The sequence below is a fragment of the Streptosporangium amethystogenes genome, from assembly GCF_000721075.1.
GTDB lineage: Bacteria > Actinomycetota > Actinomycetes > Streptosporangiales > Streptosporangiaceae > Streptosporangium > Streptosporangium amethystogenes.
Window position 1 is genome coordinate 1 of record NZ_JOEQ01000027.1, and the last position, 16,107, is coordinate 16,107.

A 16,107-nucleotide genomic window follows, 5' to 3' on the forward strand; every position below is an offset into this window, starting at 1 on the left:
CGAGGACATCTCACGGCTCGTCGGGCACCGGAACACGGTGGTCACGGAGACGGTCTACCGGAAGCAGATCCGGCTGGTGCTCATGCAAGGAGCCGAGGCCATGGACGACATCTTCGGGAGTCAGTCACCCAGTTAGTCACTCACGCCCCGTTCTGAAGATCAGGAACGGGGCGTTTTGGCTGGTGGGCACTACTGGGTTCGAACCAGTGACATCTCGCTTGTAAGGCGAGCGCTCTACCACTGAGCTAAGCGCCCGGGGTAATCCCGTAGGACAGACGGGACAACACCTTACGCCACCCGGGGGGATTTCAGCACATCGAGAGACCAGGTGGCCCCCGCGTCGGCGAAACCGGCGGCGCGCCAGCCGAGGAGGGCGGCGCCGAGCATGCCGGCTGATATGCCGAGGGCGGCCTGACGCAGAGGCGGGGCGTCGCGGAAGGCGAGGCGTTTCTGAAGGCGCTCGGCCAGCGGGACGGAGAGGAGGGGGCCCGCCTCGGCGAGGCCGCCACCGAGGACGATGGCCGAGGGGTCCAGCAGGAGCGTGTAGGTGGCCAGGGCCAGGGAGAGCGCCTCGACCGCTTCGCCCCAGATTTCCATGGCGAGAGGATCTCTGGAGGCGGTCAGGGCTGCGACCTGCTCGGCGGTGACGGGAGCGGGTGAGGCGGTGGTGGTGGCGGGCGAGGCGGTGGGGACGGTGACAGGCGGGGCTGGGGCGGGCGAAGCGGCAAGGGGGGTGGCAATGGCGGGCGACGCGGCAGTGGGCGAGGCGGGGGTGGCGGGAACGGTGTCAGGCGAGGCTGTGCCAGGTGAGGCGGGGGTGGATGAGGTGGCGCGGGTGGAGTAGCGACGGGCTACGGCGGAGGCGGAGGCGTAGGTCTCCAGGCAGCCGATCTGGCCACAGGCACACGGCTCACCCTCCGGGAAGACCGGGGTGTGGCCGATCTCGCCGCCCCAGCCGGCGTTCCCGCCGTACGGCTCGCCGTGCAGGATCACGGCGCCCGCGATGCCGGTGCCGATGGGCAGGAACAGGAAGTCGGAGAGCTCGCGACCGGCGCCGAGGACGCTCTCCGCGAGGCCTCCAGTGCGGACGTCGTGGCCGAGCATGACGGGGACGTCGAGCGGGACGAAATCCGTCGCGGGGACGTCCTTCCAGCCGATGTTCGCGGAGTAGAGGGCCGCATCGGTGGTGACCAGGCCGGGCACGGCGAGTCCGACACCCGCGGGGGTGCCGCCGCCCGCGGTGGCGAGGTCGTCGATGAACGATCGAATCGTCGCGACGACGGCGGCGGGGCCCCGATCCCGCGGGGTCGCGCGGCGGTCGGTGCGGATGATCTCGCCGGAACGGGTGACGAGGCCGCCCTTCATCGACGTTCCACCGACGTCAAGGGCAACAACGAAGGAGCTCATGCACCCATCCAGCGGCTCGAAGGAGCGGGACCGAGCCCGACCCTAGCGCACGGCATATGCGTTCGGATGAGGGAGATCCACCGATACGACCAGGAAGCCCGGCCACGGCCTCATGCGCGGCTTACGGGTATCCGAGGTGATCACCGACGGGGTCACACGCGGTGAAAGGACGGCGGAAGAACAGGTCGCGTCCATGGACGTGGGGGTATGCGCGTTCGGACCCGGGGGCCGGTCTCGCGTGAAGAGCGCGGCGAGGGAGGTGGGGCCTGGTGCCGCCTATCGGTGCTCACACCGTGTGGGAAGGTCAGCAGCACAGCGGTGATCAACCAGCCCGATCCCGAACACTCGTACACCAGGTACGCGGACGTGACCGGTCGGGTAGCCCCGGGCGAACGCGACCCCTCAGGGGACCCGGCGCAGCACCCTGGCCAGGGCGGCCTCCACCTCGTCGGCCAGGCCCGGGGCGCAGGCGACAGCCGGTCGGCCGTCGGCACGGGCGAGCCGCACCGAGCCGCAGGACCGGCACTCCACCTCGCCGAGCCTGCAGATGAGCGCGACGGAGCCGCAGGAGGAGCACGTGTCGAGCTCGACTTCATGGGTGCGCCGGCAGTCCGGGCAGATCAGCACCTGCGTCTCGTCGCGTACCCCGCGCGTCCACGGGCTGGCACCACGAATCGGGTCGGTCTGCCTGGCCCCGCAGGAGAAGCAGGGCATGATCGCCTCCGAGAGGTCGGACCGGCGGGCGCCGCGCGAACGGGCGGTCGCCGGATCACCGCTTAGGGAAGTTCGGCGAGCGCCTTGCGGTACTCGGCGATGTCGCGGGCCTGTGAAATCGGATTCACGACACGCCAGCGGACCACGCCCTCGCCGTCGATGATGAAGGTTCCGCGCCCCGCGAAGCCCTTCTCCTCATCGAACACACCGTACGCTCGCGCGACCTGTCCGTGCGGCCAGAAGTCGGAGAGCAGCGGGAAGGTGTAGCCCTTCTGATCCGCCCACGCGCGGTGAGCGAAGATAGAGTCAATCGAGATGGTGAGAACTTCAACGTCCTCGGGCATGTCGGCCAGGAACTCGTCGCGGATGGCGTCGAGTTCGCCGCCGCAGACGCCGGTGAACGCGAGAGGGTAGAAGATCAGCACGATCTTTTTGCCCCGGTGGTCGGAAAGCTTGACCGGGGTGCCGTGCTGGTCGCTCAGCTCGAAGCCCGGAGCCTGGGTACCCACCTCGATCGCCATGGCCGGGGTTCCTTTCGTCGCATGAGGCATGCGCCATCATCCTGCCGTACGGCTCACGCGAGCCGTACGGCAGGGCGGACCCTTAGCGGCGCGCCTTGGGCGTCGCCAGACGCGTCCCCGACCAGTCGGGGGCCGCACTGATGCTGCTGGTCTGCGAGAGACCCGCAGTGGTGGCGTCTTCCCCGATGTCGCTCGGCTCCACGTGCCCGTCCCGGCCGGCTTTGGGAGTGAGCAGCCAGATCTGGCCACCATCGGTGAGGTTGGTCACCACGCTGCTCAGGGCGTCGAACAGATCACCGTCACCGTCACGCCACCAGAGCAGCACGACGTCGACGACGTCCTCGAAGTCTTCATCGACCAGCTCGTTACCGGTCAGCTCCTCGACGGAGTCGCGCAGGTCGTCGTCAGCGTCCTCGTCCCATCCGACCTCCTGCACCACCTGACCCTGCTTGAGGCCGAGTCGTTCGGCCAGGCCGCGTTCGCCCTGGGCCTGACCCGCGGTCGCGCTCACGTTTGTCCCTCCTGCTTGGATGGCCCCGCAATCACACGGTGCTCAAAGTGCTTCGGCACAGTCCACACGCTGTGACCCTTAGTCGTCAACGGTCGCCACGGCAACGACTGGGCTACGTATGAATTAGTCCGACAAAAATGACAAACGGACCTGGCGTTCCAGATTGTCGACGTTGAGATCCACCACGGCGATGGACTGCCAGGTTCCCAGCGCGAGCCGCCCCGACAGGACCGGGACGGTGGCGTACGGCGGAATGAGGGCGGGCATGACATGCGACCGTCCATGCCCTCTTGAGCCGTGCGCATGCCTCCATCTGTCATCGGCGGGAAGCAGGGCCTCCAGCGCCACGAGCAGATCGTCGTCACTGCCTGAGCCCAGCTCCAGCAGCGCGACCCCGGCGGTCGCGTGGGGCACGAAGACGTTCAACAGGCCGTCGCCCCCGCATGACCGGACGAAGCTCTCGCACTCGGAGGTGATGTCGTGCACCCGTTCCCGGGAACCCGTTACCACCTCGATCGTCTGAGATCTCACATACCGATCCTACGATCCATCGTGAGCTGCGATGACGACCGCACCCGGCGCGGGGCGCATCAGGCGCCCCATCCGTCACGCGCCCGCACCGGGTAGATCACCTTATACGGGACGCTCCAGCTCTCCATGGGCGTACGAAAGGGGCGCGGAGGGCACTATGAGAGAGGGCCACTCGTTACACATATGCAAGGTTTCAGTCACCCTTCCCCACCCTGGGAGCCTCCCTCTCGTGAGGGTTCCGGACCAGGCCAGACGGCGGGACCCGGATTCACAGGGAGGGGACCTGTAAAAAAGAGGGAACCTCGATGTAACCTTTGACGACAATTCGTCCTACCATCGGTGGTCTAGGCCACTTTTGTACCCCTGCCAGCAGGGATCTCCTGGTTACCGGCAAGTAGAGATGCACTTTCCGGGGTAAGCGACCAGGATGGAAGACGACCTACACCAGACAAAAGTCCATCCTCGGAAGGCGAGACCCAGTGGCTTCCGGACGCCAGCGTTTCTCGATCATCAGCGACGGCCTACCCAGCCAGCTTCCTGATGTCGACCCCAGTGAGACCCAGGAGTGGCTCGAGTCGCTCGACAACGTCATCAAGACGGAAGGTCGCACTCGTGCTCGTTACCTGATGCTTCGGCTGTTGGAACGGGCCCGCGAGCACCAGGTCGGTGTGCCCGGCCTGCGTAGTACCGACTACATCAACACCATCCCGCCGGAGCGTGAACCCTGGTTCCCGGGCGACGAGTACGTCGAGCGCCGGATCCGCGCCTACACGCGCTGGAACGCGGCGGTCATGGTGACCCGGGCCAACGCCCGCACCAACGTCGGTGGGCACATCGCCACCTACGCCTCGGCCGCGTCGCTCTACGAGGTGGGTTTCAACCACTTCTTCCGCGGCAAGGACCACGGCGAGTCCGGAGACCAGGTCTTCTTCCAGGGCCACGCCGCACCTGGCATCTACGCCCGCGCCTTCCTTGAGGGCCGCCTCAGCGAGGCCCAGCTCGACGCCTTCCGCCAGGAGCTCTCGCACGGTTTCAAGGGCCTGCCCTCCTATCCGCACCCCCGCCTGATGCCCGACTTCTGGGAGTTCCCCACGGTCTCCATGGGTCTCGGCCCGATCGGGGCGATCTACCAGGCCCGGTTCAACCGCTACCTGCTGAACCGGAAGATCAAGGACACCAGCCGGAGCCACGTCTGGTGCTACCTCGGTGACGGCGAGATGGACGAGCCCGAGTCGCTCGGCGCGATCGGCCTGGCGGCCCGTGAGGAGCTCGACAACCTCACCTTCGTCATCAACTGCAACCTGCAGCGTCTCGACGGCCCGGTACGCGGCAACGGAAAGATCATCCAGGAGCTGGAGTCCTACTTCCGCGGCGCCGGCTGGAACGTCATCAAGGTCGTCTGGGGTCGCGACTGGGATCCGCTGCTGGCGGCCGACGTCGACGGCGTGCTGGTCAACAAGATGAACACCGTCCCCGACGGCCAGTTCCAGACCTACTCCGTCGAGTCCGGCGAGTACATCCGCGAGAACTTCTTCGGTGACGACCCGCGCCTGCGCAAGATGGTCGAGCACCTGTCGGACGAGGACATCCGCAAGCTGTCGCGCGGCGGCCACGACTACCGCAAGGTCTACGCGGCCTACAAGTCGGCCCGCGAGCACGTCGGCCAGCCGACCGTCATCCTCGCCCAGACCATCAAGGGCTGGACCCTCGGCAAGGACTTCGAGGCGCGCAACGCCACGCACCAGATGAAGAAGCTGTCCAAGGCCGACCTGAAGGAGTTCCGCGACCGGCTCTACCTGCCGATTCCCGACTCCGCCCTTGAGGCCGACCTCCCCCCGTACTTCCACCCGGGCGAGAACGACCCCGAGATCCAGTACATGAAGGAGCGGCGCGCGGCCCTGGGCGGTTTCCTGCCCAAGCGCGTGATACGGGCCAAGCCGGTCAAGCTTCCCGGCGACGCCGCCTACGCGCAGCTGAAGAAGGGCTCCGGCAAGCAGAACGTCGCCACCACCATGGCGTTCGTCCGCCTGCTCAAGGACCTCATGCGCGACAAGGAGATCGGCCACCGGTTCGTGCCGATCATCCCTGACGAGGCGCGCACCTTCGGTCTTGACGCGATCTTCCCGACGGCGAAGATCTACTCGCCGCACGGTCAGACCTACGAGGCGGTCGACCGCGAGCTGCTGCTGTCGTACAAGGAGTCGACCGAGGGTCAGATCCTGCACGAGGGCATCAGCGAGTCGGGCTCGATGGCCTCCACGATCGCGGTCGGCTCGTCGTACGCCACGCACGGCGAGCACATGATCCCGATCTACATCTTCTACTCGATGTTCGGCTGGCAGCGCACCGCCGACCAGATGTGGCAGCTCGCCGACCAGATGGGCCGCGGCTTCCTGCTCGGCGCCACCGCCGGCCGCACCACGCTGAACGGCGAGGGTCTGCAGCACGAGGACGGCCACACCCCGCTGATCGCCTCGACGAACCCGGCGGCGGTCTCGTACGACCCGTCGTGGGGGTTCGAGGTGGCCCACATCGTCAAGGACGGCCTGCGGAGGATGTACGGCGAGGAGCCGGAGAACGTCTTCTACTACCTGACCGTCTACAACGAGCCCTACCTTCAGCCCGTCGAGCCCGCGAACCTGGACGTGGCGGGCCTGCTCAAGGGTCTGTACAGGTTCGCCCCTGCTCCGGCCGTCTCGGGCCCGAAGGCCAACATCCTGTCGTCCGGCGTGGCCGGGCCGTGGGCCGTGGAGGCCCAGCGGATGCTGGCCGAGGACTGGGGTGTGGCGGCCGAGGTCTGGTCGGCCACCTCCTGGACGGAGCTGCGCCGCGAGGCGCTCGCCGCCGAGGAGCACAACCTGCTCAACCCCGAGGCGGACAAGCGCGTGCCGTACGTCACGCAGGCGCTGTCGAAGGCCCAGGGGCCGTTCGTGGGCGTGAGCGACTACATGCGGGCGGTTCAGGACCAGATCGCCCAGTGGGTCCCCGGTGACTGGAGCTCGCTCGGCACCGACGGCTTCGGCCTGTCGGACACCCGGTCGGCACTGCGCCGCCACTTCCACGTGGACGCGGCCTCGATCACCCTGGCCGTGCTCACCCAGCTGGTCGAGCGCGGTGAGCTCGACCCCGAGGTGCTGGGCGACGCCATCTCCATGTACCACTTGAAGAACGGCGTGACCGAGGCCGGGGGCGCCGAGAGCAACGACACCCAGTCCATGGGCGTGTGATCCTTTCCGGGCGGGTTCTCCTTTTCCATGGGGGCCCGCCCGGTTAGGGTGGAATCGCTTCCCCCGGCGAACGATTCCAGGGGGAGCTTTTTCATGGCAAGAATCCTTAGGGCGGCCGCGACGGTCGCGGCCCTGTCGACCGCGCTCGCCGCCTGCGGCGACGGTGGCGGAAACAATGTCGCCGCGGGCACCTCCGTGCCGACCGCCACCACGTCGACGGCCGCGCCCTCGGGGACGCCCTCGGCCGCGCCCTCGGGGACGATCGCATGGGGCCCGTGCACCGACATCAAGCGACCCGGCGGCCAGCCTCCCGCGCAGTCCGAACGCGCGCAGCAGTGCGGGAAGCTCAAGGTGCCGCTCGACTACGCCAGACCGGACGGCGAGTCCATCGACGTCGCCGTCATCCGCGTCAAGGCCTCGGGTCCCGGTAAGCGGATCGGCTCGCTGGTCTTCAACTTCGGCGGCCCCGGCGCCTCGGGGGTCGACACCCTGGCCCAGGCCGCCAAGGCCTTCACCAGTCTGAACCGCCGCTACGATCTGGTCAGCTTCGACCCCCGCGGGGTCGGCCGCAGTTCGGGCGTCCGGTGCGACGGCAACGCGATGATGGACAAGTTCACCTCGATGAACACCCTGCCCACCAACGACGCCGAACGCGCCGAGATCCGGCAGACCACCAAGGAGTTCACGACGGCCTGCGGGCAGACCTCGGGCAGGCTGCTGCCCTATGTCGGCACGGTGAACGCCGCCGCGGACATGGACCGCCTCCGCGAGGCCCTGGGCGAGAAGAAACTGAACTACTTCGGCATCTCGTACGGGACGCAACTCGGCGCGGTCTACGCGACCAGGTTCCCGAAGAACGTGGGCCGGTTCGTGCTGGACGCCCCGCTGGACCCGAGCGTGTCCCTGGCCGATCGCACGATGGTCCAGACCAAGGGCTTCCAGCAGGCCTACGACGCCTTTCTGAAGGACTGCGTGAAGGAGCCCGGCCAGTGCGAGATCGGCACCGACGTGACCATCGCGAACAAGAACGTCGAGAAACTCATGGACGATCTGAAGGACGAGCCGCTCAAGATCGGTGACCGTACCCTGACGCAGGGGCTGGCGGGCACCGGCATCGCCGCCGCGCTGTACTCGGAGATGACCTGGCCACTGCTTGACCAGGCGCTGGGTCAGGCGATCAAGGGTGACGGACGGATCCTGCTGGCGATGGCCGACAGTTACAACGGCCGCCTGCCCGACGGCAGCTACACGACGCTCATGAGCAGTTTCCCGGCGATCAGTTGCGTCGACACCGCGGAACGGCCCACCCCCGAGCAGCTGGCCGCGGTCGAGGCCGAGACGATGAAGGTCTCCCCGCTGTTCGGCGGCAGCGGGATGGGCCTGATCTGCTCGATGTGGCCGGTCCCGGGCAGTGACGAGGCCAGGCGGGTCAACGCCACGGGCTCGGCCCCGATCATGGTGATCGGCGGCACCGGCGACCCCGCCACCCCGTACGAGTGGGCTCCGAAACTGACCTCGGAACTCAAAACGGGCGTGCTGGTGACCTACAAGGGCGAGGGGCACGGCGCCTACCTGTCCGGTGACGCCTGCATCGCGAAGGTGACCGACGCCTACCTGATCGACGGGAAGGTCCCCGCGAAGGGGATCACCTGCTCGAACTCCTGACGTTTGAACCCGCTGCCCGCCGCCGGTCACCCTGGCGACGCCTCCCCGCGTTGCCAGGAGCGCGGGAGGGGGCCTAACAGGTCTCCAGGCGGGGCAGCGCGGTTTCGAAGCGGAAGTCGACCCTGCCCAGGTGACTTTCGAGCAGGCTCGCCAGGGTTCCGTCCGCGTACATGGACGTGATCACTTCGTTGATCTTCCGGCAGGCCACCGGATCGCCGGTTCGAAGTGCCACACCGTACCGTTCCGTGGTGAGCCTGACTCCGACGATCTTGACCTTGATACCGCGCAGGCGGGCGCCGAAGCCGGCGATCAGCAGGTCGTCGCCGACCATGGCGTCGGCGCGGCCGTCGGCCACCTGCACCGCGCACTGGGCGGGATCGTCGGCCCGCACCGCGACGAAGTCGACGCCCCTGTCCCGGATCATCGTGCCCGTGGTCTGGCCGGTCGACAGGCAGACCCTCCTGCCGCGCAGGTCCTTCAGATCGTCGATCTTCGCACTGGCGCGGACCAGCACGTCGCGATGGGCGACGTAGTACGGCCCGGCGAAGGCGGCCCGGCTGCGGTCGGCGTCGTCGATCGAGAGGTTGGAGATCACCAGGTCGACCTTGCCCCTCTGGACCGCCTCCTCCCTGGCCGCGTAGCCCACGGGCACGAATGTGAGACCGCCCGCGCGCACCGACAGGGCCTTCGCCAGGTGGGCGGCCACGTCGGCCTCGAACCCGCGGGGCGGGTCGTCGCCCAGTGAGATCCCCGGCAGGCCACCGCGGTAGCCCACCCGGAGCCTGCCGGTGGTCTTGATCCGATCGAGCAGGGGCGAGCCTGTGGAGACCTTCGTGACCTCGGCCGCGACCGAGGGGGGCGATGACGGCGGACGGGTGGGCTCGGCCCGCCCGCCGGGTGGGAAACCGAACTGGACGGCCAGGAAGGCGCCGACCCCGCCGAGAACGACGAGCCCGCCGGCGATCGCGACCCGCCTCCGGCCGCGACTGACCGGCTCCTGTGGCCGCGTCAGATCCACCGTGGCGGCCTGCACGCCCTCGGCCAGCACCTCCTCGGACGCCTCCGCCTCGTCCACCGGGTGGCCGAGCAGGCGTTTCAACAGCACGTCCGAGGTGGGCCTGAGCTTCTGGTCCTTGTTCAGACAGGCTGCGACGAGCTCGCGCAGCCCGTCGGGCAGGGCGCTCAGGTCGGCCTCGTGGTTGATGACACGGTTGAGCGTCGCCACGATCGTGTCGCTCCCGAAAGGCGCCTTTCCGGTGGCGGTGAAGACGATGGTCGAGCCCCAGGCGAACACGTCGGCGGGGAACCCCACCCGCTCTCCGGCGATCTGCTCCGGCGCCATGTAGGCGGGGGTGCCGACCGCGCGAGTGGTGATCGTCCCGCTCTCGTCAATGATCTTCGCGATGCCGAAGTCGACCACCCGGGGGCCGTCCGTGGCGAACATGACGTTGTCGGGCTTGAAATCCCGGTGCGCGATGCCCGCGTGGTGGATCGCGGTCAGCGCGGTGGCGGTGCCGATGGCCAGGCGCTCCAGTGCCTCACCGGACAGCGGCCCGTCGCGTTCGACGACCCGGCGCAGCGACGGGCCCTCGATCAGTTCGCTCGCGATGTAGGGCGTCTCGCCGTCGAGGTCGGCGTCGAGCACCCGGGCGGTGCAGAAGGGGGCCACCCTGCGAGCCGCCGCCAGCTCACGGGCGAAGCGGGCGCGCGCGTGGACCTCCTCGGTGAAGCGCACGTGCAGCAGCTTGATGGCGGCGCGCTCGCCGTCCTCGGACTCCCCGAGGTAGACGACCCCCTGACCGCCCTCCCCCAGTCTGCCCCTGAGCGAGTACTCCCCCAGTCGCGGCGGATCCCCCGGCCGCAACGGTCTGATCTCCGGCACCGCGGACCCCTCGTTCCCTGCGCTTTGCCAGAACATTACACATCGGACGGGGAACGATCATCCTTCCTCGCCGGGCCGATCGGACGAGATCTCCCAATGGGTGCACAGCGGTGATCCCCGCCATGGCTCCATCCGGCGGTTGAACCGACAAAACAGCATCGATAGCCTAGGGCGACGCATCTCATTGGAGCTCAATGGCCCGACCACCGGAACACCCACTGGCCGCACCGCAGAACCGTCCCGGCAAACCACCCGCCAAGCCCTCGGGGTTCAAGGCTTCCAAGGTGGTCACCATCACCGGGATCGGCGTCGTCTCCCTGCTTCTGGTCGGCTACTGCTCTGCGCAGCAGGACTACGAGGAGGTGGGCGCCGAGTGCGTCGATCTCAACAGCCGCCAGCCGGACGGCACGTACGAGGTGGTGGACGAGGACCTCTGCGACGACAACCACTACTACGGGTCACGAGGTGCCTACGGCTGGTACTACGGCGGCGTCAGGAGCGGCGTTCGTATCCGGCAGGGGACCACCGTGCGCCCCTCGGACGTCAGAATCACCAGCGGTAAGGGCACCGTGATCCAGCGGGGCGGCTTCGGCGGGCGCAGCGGGTCGGGTGGCGGGAGCTGATCCGGCAGAGATGAGACGCGAGACCTCGCTCCCCCGCGCCGACTGGGAGAGCATCATCGAAGGCCACGGCCTGGCCTACCACCGCTCGGCACACCCCGAAGGCCTCACCCGCCCGTACTGGGACGAGACCGTGCAGTACGTCTTCTCCATGGACGAGGTCCTGGACCTGGAGAACCAGGTCGAGGACCTGCACCGGATGTGCCTGCACGCCGTGGAGCACGTCGTCGAGAAGAACCGCTACGCCGACTTCGCGATTCCGGACTGGGTGGCCCCGGAGATCGCCGCCTCCTGGGAGCGGAGCGACCCGCATCTGTTCGGCCGGTTCGACCTGCGCTACGACGGGACCGGTCCGGCCAAGATGCTGGAGTACAACGCCGACACCCCCACCAGTCTGCTGGAGAGTTCGGTGGTCCAGTGGTTCTGGCTGCGCGACCGCTATCCCGACGACGACCAGTGGAACTCCATCCACGAACGACTGATCGCCAGGTGGCAGCAGATCTCGACCGGCCTGCCCACCGGACCCACGCACTTCGCCTGGACCACCATGGACACCTCAGGCGAGGAGGCGATGACCCTCGCCTACCTGCAGGAGACCGCCGACCAGGCCGGCCTCAAGACCGTCGCGTTGGCCATGGAGGACATCGGCTGGGACGACCTCAACCTCCGCTTCGTCGACATGGAGCGCCGGGTGATCCGCTCGCTCTGCAAGCTGTACCCGTGGGAGTGGGCGGTCGCCGACCCGTTCGGAACACGGGCGGTGCGCCAGCAGGTCTCGATGACCTGGATCGAGCCACTGTGGAAGATGCTGCTGTCCAACAAGGCACTGCTCGCGGTGCTCTGGGAGCTGTATCCGGACCACCCGAACCTGCTGCCCGCCTATCTCGACGGCCCCCGCGACATGTCCTCATACATCGCCAAGCCGCTGCTCGGCCGCGAGGGCGCGAACATGCGGATCGTCGCCCCCGGCGAGCGCGTCGAGACCTCGGGCGGCTACGGCGCCGAGGGGCACGTCTACCAGGAGTTCCAGGCACTGCCCGTCTTCGACGGCTGGCGTCCCGTGCTCGGCGCCTGGGTGGTCCACGACGAGGCGGCGGGTGTCGGCATCCGCGAGACCTCGGGGTTCATCACCGACGACACGTCGTCATTCGTTCCGCACCGCATCGAGCTCTGAGTCCCGGAAAGAGAAACAACACATGAGCCCCACCCCCGTGCAGACCACGACGTACGTGCCCGGCGCCGAGACGCTCTCGCTCGCCGAAATCCTCGGACGCGGCGCGCTCGCGATCGCCTCCTACGCCGCCCTCGGCGTGATCCTGCTGATCATCGGCTTCTACGTGATCGACCTGGCCATCCCCGGCAAGCTCAGCCGGCTGATCAAGGAGGACCGCAACCCCAACGCCACCCTGCTCGCCTGCTCCGGGCTGGCCGCCCTCGGATTGATCGTCGCGGCCTCCATCTGGTCCTCCGGCGGCGCCCTGCACGAGGGCCTGCTCGCGACACTGGTCTTCGGCCTGGTCGGCATCGCCGTGCAGACCGTGGCGATGATCGCGTTCGACAGGGTGGCCGGAATCTCGGTGCGCGAACTGGTCAAGGAGCCCGACCTCCAGCCGGGCGCCCGGCTGCTGGCGGTCACCCACCTGGCCATCGGACTGATCACCGCCGTCGCGGTCCTCTGAGCTCGGTCGCGTCCACCGCGAGGGACCCGGTCGTGCCGGATGTACAAGATCGAGGGGCGTGCGCTGTCAGGAACCATGGCTGGTGCATCTCCGACGACCTGGCACTCTTAGTGGCGTGAGGGAACGGAGCGAGCGAGCGGTCAGGCACAGCGACGTCGTGACCGGGTCGGACGAGAGGGATCTCGACCCCGACCGGGTCAGGGAGGACACCACGCGCCGGCTGGAACGGGCCATGGGCACGCTGAGCACGGCCGCCATGTCCCGGATGGACGACCGGCTGATGTGGTTTCGCGCGCTTTCCGCGGAGGACAGGTCCTGGGTCGGACTGGTCGCCCAGGCCGGGATCGCCGCCTTCGTGGAGTGGTTCCAGCACGCCGGCGAGGGCCGCCCGACGCCCAGCATCGAGTTCTTCGGCACCGCGCCCAGGGAGCTGAAGCGGTCCATCTCGCTGCAGCAGACGGTCGACATCGTGCGGGTCGTCGTCGAGGTGGTCGAGGCACAGACCGAGGAGCTGGCGGCGCCCGGCGGCGATGACCAGCTCCAGCAGGCGATGCTCCGCTACACCCGTGACGTCGCGTTCGCCGCCGCCCAGGTGTACGCGCGGGAGGCCGAGGCACGCGGCGCCTGGGACGCGCGGCTGGAGGCGCTGATCGTGGACGCCCTGGTCAGGGGGGAGGTCGACGACGGCCTGCACTCCTGGGCCGCCGCGCTCGGCTGGACCTCCACGCCCGTCGTGGTGCTGGCGGGACAGACGCCCGACGACGACCCGCAGGCGGTGATAGACGCATTGCGCGACCGTGGCCGCAGGTCCGGCCTGGACATGCTGGCCGGGGTGCAGGGCGACCGGCTGATCGTGATCGTGGGCGGTGCGGACAGCGTCGCCGCCGCGGCCAGGCACGTGGTGCCGCGTTTCGGGAACGGGCCGATCGTGATCGGGCCCGAGGTGGCGGACCTGCACTCGGCCGCCAGATCCGCGCGGGCGGCGATGGCCGGGCTGCGGGCGGCCGCGGGGTGGCCGGACGCGCCCAGGCCGGTCCACGCCGAGGACCTGCTGGCCGAACGGGCCCTCGACGGTGACGCCGACGCCAGAGCACAGCTGATCGAGAACGTCTACCAGCCGCTGATCGGCACGCCACTACTCGACACCCTGGCGACCTACCTGGAACAGGGCACCTCCCTGGAGGCGACGGCCCGGCTGCTGTTCGTCCATCCGAACACGGTGCGCTACCGTCTGCGTAAGATCACCGAGCTGACCGGTTACCAGCCGACCGAGGGGCGATCCGCCTTCACTCTGCAGGTGGGACTGATTCTCGGACGCCTATCGGAAACGCCGGTGACGTAGCAGGCTTTACTTAACTTCCGCGAAACCCCCACTGTAGGTTCCCTACAAAAAACTGGGGACAAACTTCGTCTGGATCTCTATCCGAGTATTGAACCTCTACAGGGCAGGCTGGATTTCGTGCTCGTCATCGTCGCTCCGGGCCAGGGTGCCCAGACTCCAGGCTTCCTCAGTCCATGGCTCGAACTACCGGGCCTGGCCGACCGGCTGACCGCTTGGTCAGAGCTGGCCGGACTCGATCTGATCGCCTACGGGACCACCGCCGACGCGGACGAGATCCGTGACACCGCCGTCGCGCAACCCCTGCTCGTGGCCGCCGGACTGGCCGTCGCCGAGTTCCTGGGGGCCTCTCCCGACATCGTCGCCGGACACAGCGTGGGCGAGTTCACCGCCGCGGCCCTGGCCGGGGTGCTCACGCCCGAACAGGCCCTCGGCCTCGTCCGCGAGCGCGGCCAGGCCATGGCCAAGGCCGCGGCCGTCACCGAGACCGGCATGTCCGCCGTCCTCGGCGGGGTCGAGGAGGAGGTCCTCGCGGCCATCGCCGCCGGTGGACTCACTCCCGCCAACGTCAACGGCGCCGGGCAGATCGTCGTCGGCGGCACACTGGAGCAACTGGCGGCCTTCAAGGCGGAGCCGCCCGCCCGCGCCCGGGTGATCCCGCTGTCGGTCGCCGGCGCGTTCCACACCGTGCACATGGCCTCCGCCGTCGACAGCCTGCGGGAGGCCACCTCGGGCCTCACCCCGGCCGACCCCGCCGTCACCCTGCTGTCCAACAGCGACGGCGCGGCGGTCACGAGTGGTGCCGACTTCCTGGAGCGCTTGGTCACCCAGGTCGCCAACCCGGTGCGCTGGGACGCCTGCATGGCCACGATGGCCGAGCGCGGTGTCACCACCATGATCGAACTTGTCCCCGGCGGCACGCTCACCGGCCTGGCCAAGCGTGCTCTGCGCGGGGTGACGACCGTCGCCCTGAAGACCCCCGACGATCTGGGAGCCGCACGAGCCGCTCTCCAGTCGAATGAGGAGCGGTGACAGACGTATGAAGACCCCTCAGGGTTCTCCGGGCGCGAAGATCCTGGCCTTCGGCCACTACCAGCCTTCCCAGGTGGTCACCAACGACGACCTGTCCGCGACCATGGAGACCGACGACGCCTGGATCCAGAGCCGAGTCGGCATCAAGGAGCGCCGGATCGCCCCGGACGGCGAGTCGGAGATCGACCTGGCCGTACAGGCGGGCGGCAAGGCGCTCGCCGCGAGCGGCCTGTCGGTCTCCGACATCGACCTGGTGATCGTCGCCACCTGCACGCTGGAGACCCAGATCCCCAACGCCGCCGGCCGGGTGGCCACGCGACTGGGCATCGACGCTCCCGGCGCGTTCGACGTCAACACCGCCTGCTCCGGCTTCTGCTACGCGCTCGCGGTCGCCAACGACGCGATCCGCGCGGGCTCGGCCACCAATGTGCTCGTCGTCGGCACCGAGAAGCTCTCCCAGTGGATCGACTGGACCGACCGCGCCACCGCGGTGATCTTCGCCGACGGCGCGGGCGCGGCGGTCGTCGGCCCCTCCGACACCCCGGGGATCGGTCCCGTGGTCTGGGGCAGCGCCGGTGACAAGTTCGATGCGATCATCATCAAGGACCGCGACTCCTTCCTGCACCAGGAGGGCCAGACCGTGTTCCGCTGGGCGACCACCGCGCTCCATCCCGTCGCCAAGGAGATCTGCGAGCGTGCCGGGGTGGATCCCGCCGACCTCGCGGCCTTCGTGCCCCACCAGGCCAATCTCCGCATCATCGAGACGATCGCCCGCAAGCTCGGCGCCGAGAACGCCGTCATCGCCAAGGACATCGTCCTGGCGGGCAACACCTCGGCCGCCTCGATCCCCCTTGCCCTGTCCCGGATGATCGAACGCGGCGAGGTCCGGTCCGGCGGGCTCGCCCTGCTGCTGGGCTTCGGCGCGGGCCTGACCTATGCCGGTCAGGTCATCGAGATCCCCTAGAACTTCCGCGCGGCC

The 16,107-nt window shown here is 68.7% G+C and carries 14 protein-coding genes and 1 tRNA gene; 8 read left to right on the plus strand and 7 right to left on the minus strand.

All coding sequences use genetic code 11. The features are described 5' to 3' along the window. Positions 1–180: 180 nt before the first annotated feature. The 6 genes from IG98_RS0130825 to IG98_RS0130850 form a co-directional block, all read right to left on the minus strand. Positions 181–255 (minus strand) — tRNA-Val (locus IG98_RS0130825). A 33-nt stretch (positions 256–288) separates the two neighbouring features. Further along, on the minus strand, positions 289–1,407 hold the full coding sequence (locus IG98_RS49210; protein WP_030920112.1) for an ROK family protein: 1,119 nt from the start codon (positions 1,405–1,407) through the stop codon (positions 289–291). A gap of 402 nt (positions 1,408–1,809) precedes the next feature. Continuing rightward, the gene (locus IG98_RS0130835) at positions 1,810–2,121 is read right to left on the minus strand and encodes a hypothetical protein (protein WP_030920115.1); all 312 of its coding nucleotides are present in this window, start codon (positions 2,119–2,121) and stop codon (positions 1,810–1,812) included. A gap of 62 nt (positions 2,122–2,183) precedes the next feature. Beyond that, positions 2,184–2,642 carry a peroxiredoxin gene (locus IG98_RS0130840; RefSeq protein ID WP_030920116.1) on the minus strand — a complete coding sequence of 153 codons (459 nt, stop codon included), beginning with the start codon at positions 2,640–2,642 and terminating at the stop codon, positions 2,184–2,186. An 82-nt stretch (positions 2,643–2,724) separates the two neighbouring features. After that, positions 2,725–3,153 carry a DUF3052 domain-containing protein gene (locus IG98_RS0130845; protein WP_030920118.1) on the minus strand — a complete coding sequence of 143 codons (429 nt, stop codon included), beginning with the start codon at positions 3,151–3,153 and terminating at the stop codon, positions 2,725–2,727. A 123-nt stretch (positions 3,154–3,276) separates the two neighbouring features. After that, positions 3,277–3,684 carry a secondary thiamine-phosphate synthase enzyme YjbQ gene (locus tag IG98_RS0130850; RefSeq protein WP_030920120.1) on the minus strand — a complete coding sequence of 136 codons (408 nt, stop codon included), beginning with the start codon at positions 3,682–3,684 and terminating at the stop codon, positions 3,277–3,279. 479 nt (positions 3,685–4,163) lie between these two features. Here IG98_RS0130850 and aceE point away from each other — a divergent pair, with 479 nt between their 5' ends. Together aceE and IG98_RS0130860 are read left to right on the plus strand one after the other, a co-directional pair. Continuing rightward, positions 4,164–6,911 carry a pyruvate dehydrogenase (acetyl-transferring), homodimeric type gene (gene aceE, locus IG98_RS0130855; RefSeq protein WP_030920123.1) on the plus strand — a complete coding sequence of 916 codons (2,748 nt, stop codon included), beginning with the start codon at positions 4,164–4,166 and terminating at the stop codon, positions 6,909–6,911. A gap of 93 nt (positions 6,912–7,004) precedes the next feature. Further along, positions 7,005–8,576 (plus strand): alpha/beta hydrolase, encoded by a 1,572-nt coding sequence (locus IG98_RS0130860; RefSeq protein WP_030920125.1) that lies wholly within the window; start codon positions 7,005–7,007, stop codon positions 8,574–8,576. 73 nt (positions 8,577–8,649) lie between these two features. On the opposite strand, the gene IG98_RS47515 is transcribed toward IG98_RS0130860, so the two are convergent. Continuing rightward, positions 8,650–10,458 carry a serine/threonine-protein kinase gene (locus IG98_RS47515; RefSeq protein ID WP_169750213.1) on the minus strand — a complete coding sequence of 603 codons (1,809 nt, stop codon included), beginning with the start codon at positions 10,456–10,458 and terminating at the stop codon, positions 8,650–8,652. A gap of 194 nt (positions 10,459–10,652) precedes the next feature. Here IG98_RS47515 and IG98_RS0130870 point away from each other — a divergent pair, with 194 nt between their 5' ends. The 6 genes from IG98_RS0130870 (at position 10,653) to IG98_RS0130895 (ending at position 16,092) form a co-directional block, all read left to right on the plus strand. Then, positions 10,653–11,081 carry a hypothetical protein gene (locus tag IG98_RS0130870; RefSeq protein WP_030920131.1) on the plus strand — a complete coding sequence of 143 codons (429 nt, stop codon included), beginning with the start codon at positions 10,653–10,655 and terminating at the stop codon, positions 11,079–11,081. A gap of 10 nt (positions 11,082–11,091) precedes the next feature. Then, positions 11,092–12,252: a glutathionylspermidine synthase family protein gene (locus IG98_RS0130875; RefSeq protein ID WP_030920133.1), complete on the plus strand. Its 1,161-nt coding sequence runs from the start codon at positions 11,092–11,094 to the stop codon at positions 12,250–12,252. Positions 12,253–12,274: 22 nt separating this feature from the next. Continuing rightward, positions 12,275–12,757 (plus strand): DUF350 domain-containing protein, encoded by a 483-nt coding sequence (locus IG98_RS0130880; RefSeq protein ID WP_051753201.1) that lies wholly within the window; start codon positions 12,275–12,277, stop codon positions 12,755–12,757. A 232-nt stretch (positions 12,758–12,989) separates the two neighbouring features. Beyond that, entirely contained in the window at positions 12,990–14,099 is a 1,110-nt protein-coding gene (locus IG98_RS0130885) for a PucR family transcriptional regulator (RefSeq protein ID WP_051753216.1), read from the plus strand. Between the two features lie 117 nt (positions 14,100–14,216). Beyond that, the gene (locus IG98_RS0130890) at positions 14,217–15,128 is read left to right on the plus strand and encodes an ACP S-malonyltransferase (RefSeq protein ID WP_030920143.1); all 912 of its coding nucleotides are present in this window, start codon (positions 14,217–14,219) and stop codon (positions 15,126–15,128) included. 7 nt (positions 15,129–15,135) lie between these two features. Continuing rightward, positions 15,136–16,092 carry a beta-ketoacyl-ACP synthase III gene (locus IG98_RS0130895; protein ID WP_030920146.1) on the plus strand — a complete coding sequence of 319 codons (957 nt, stop codon included), beginning with the start codon at positions 15,136–15,138 and terminating at the stop codon, positions 16,090–16,092. Positions 16,093–16,107: the final 15 nt, after the last annotated feature.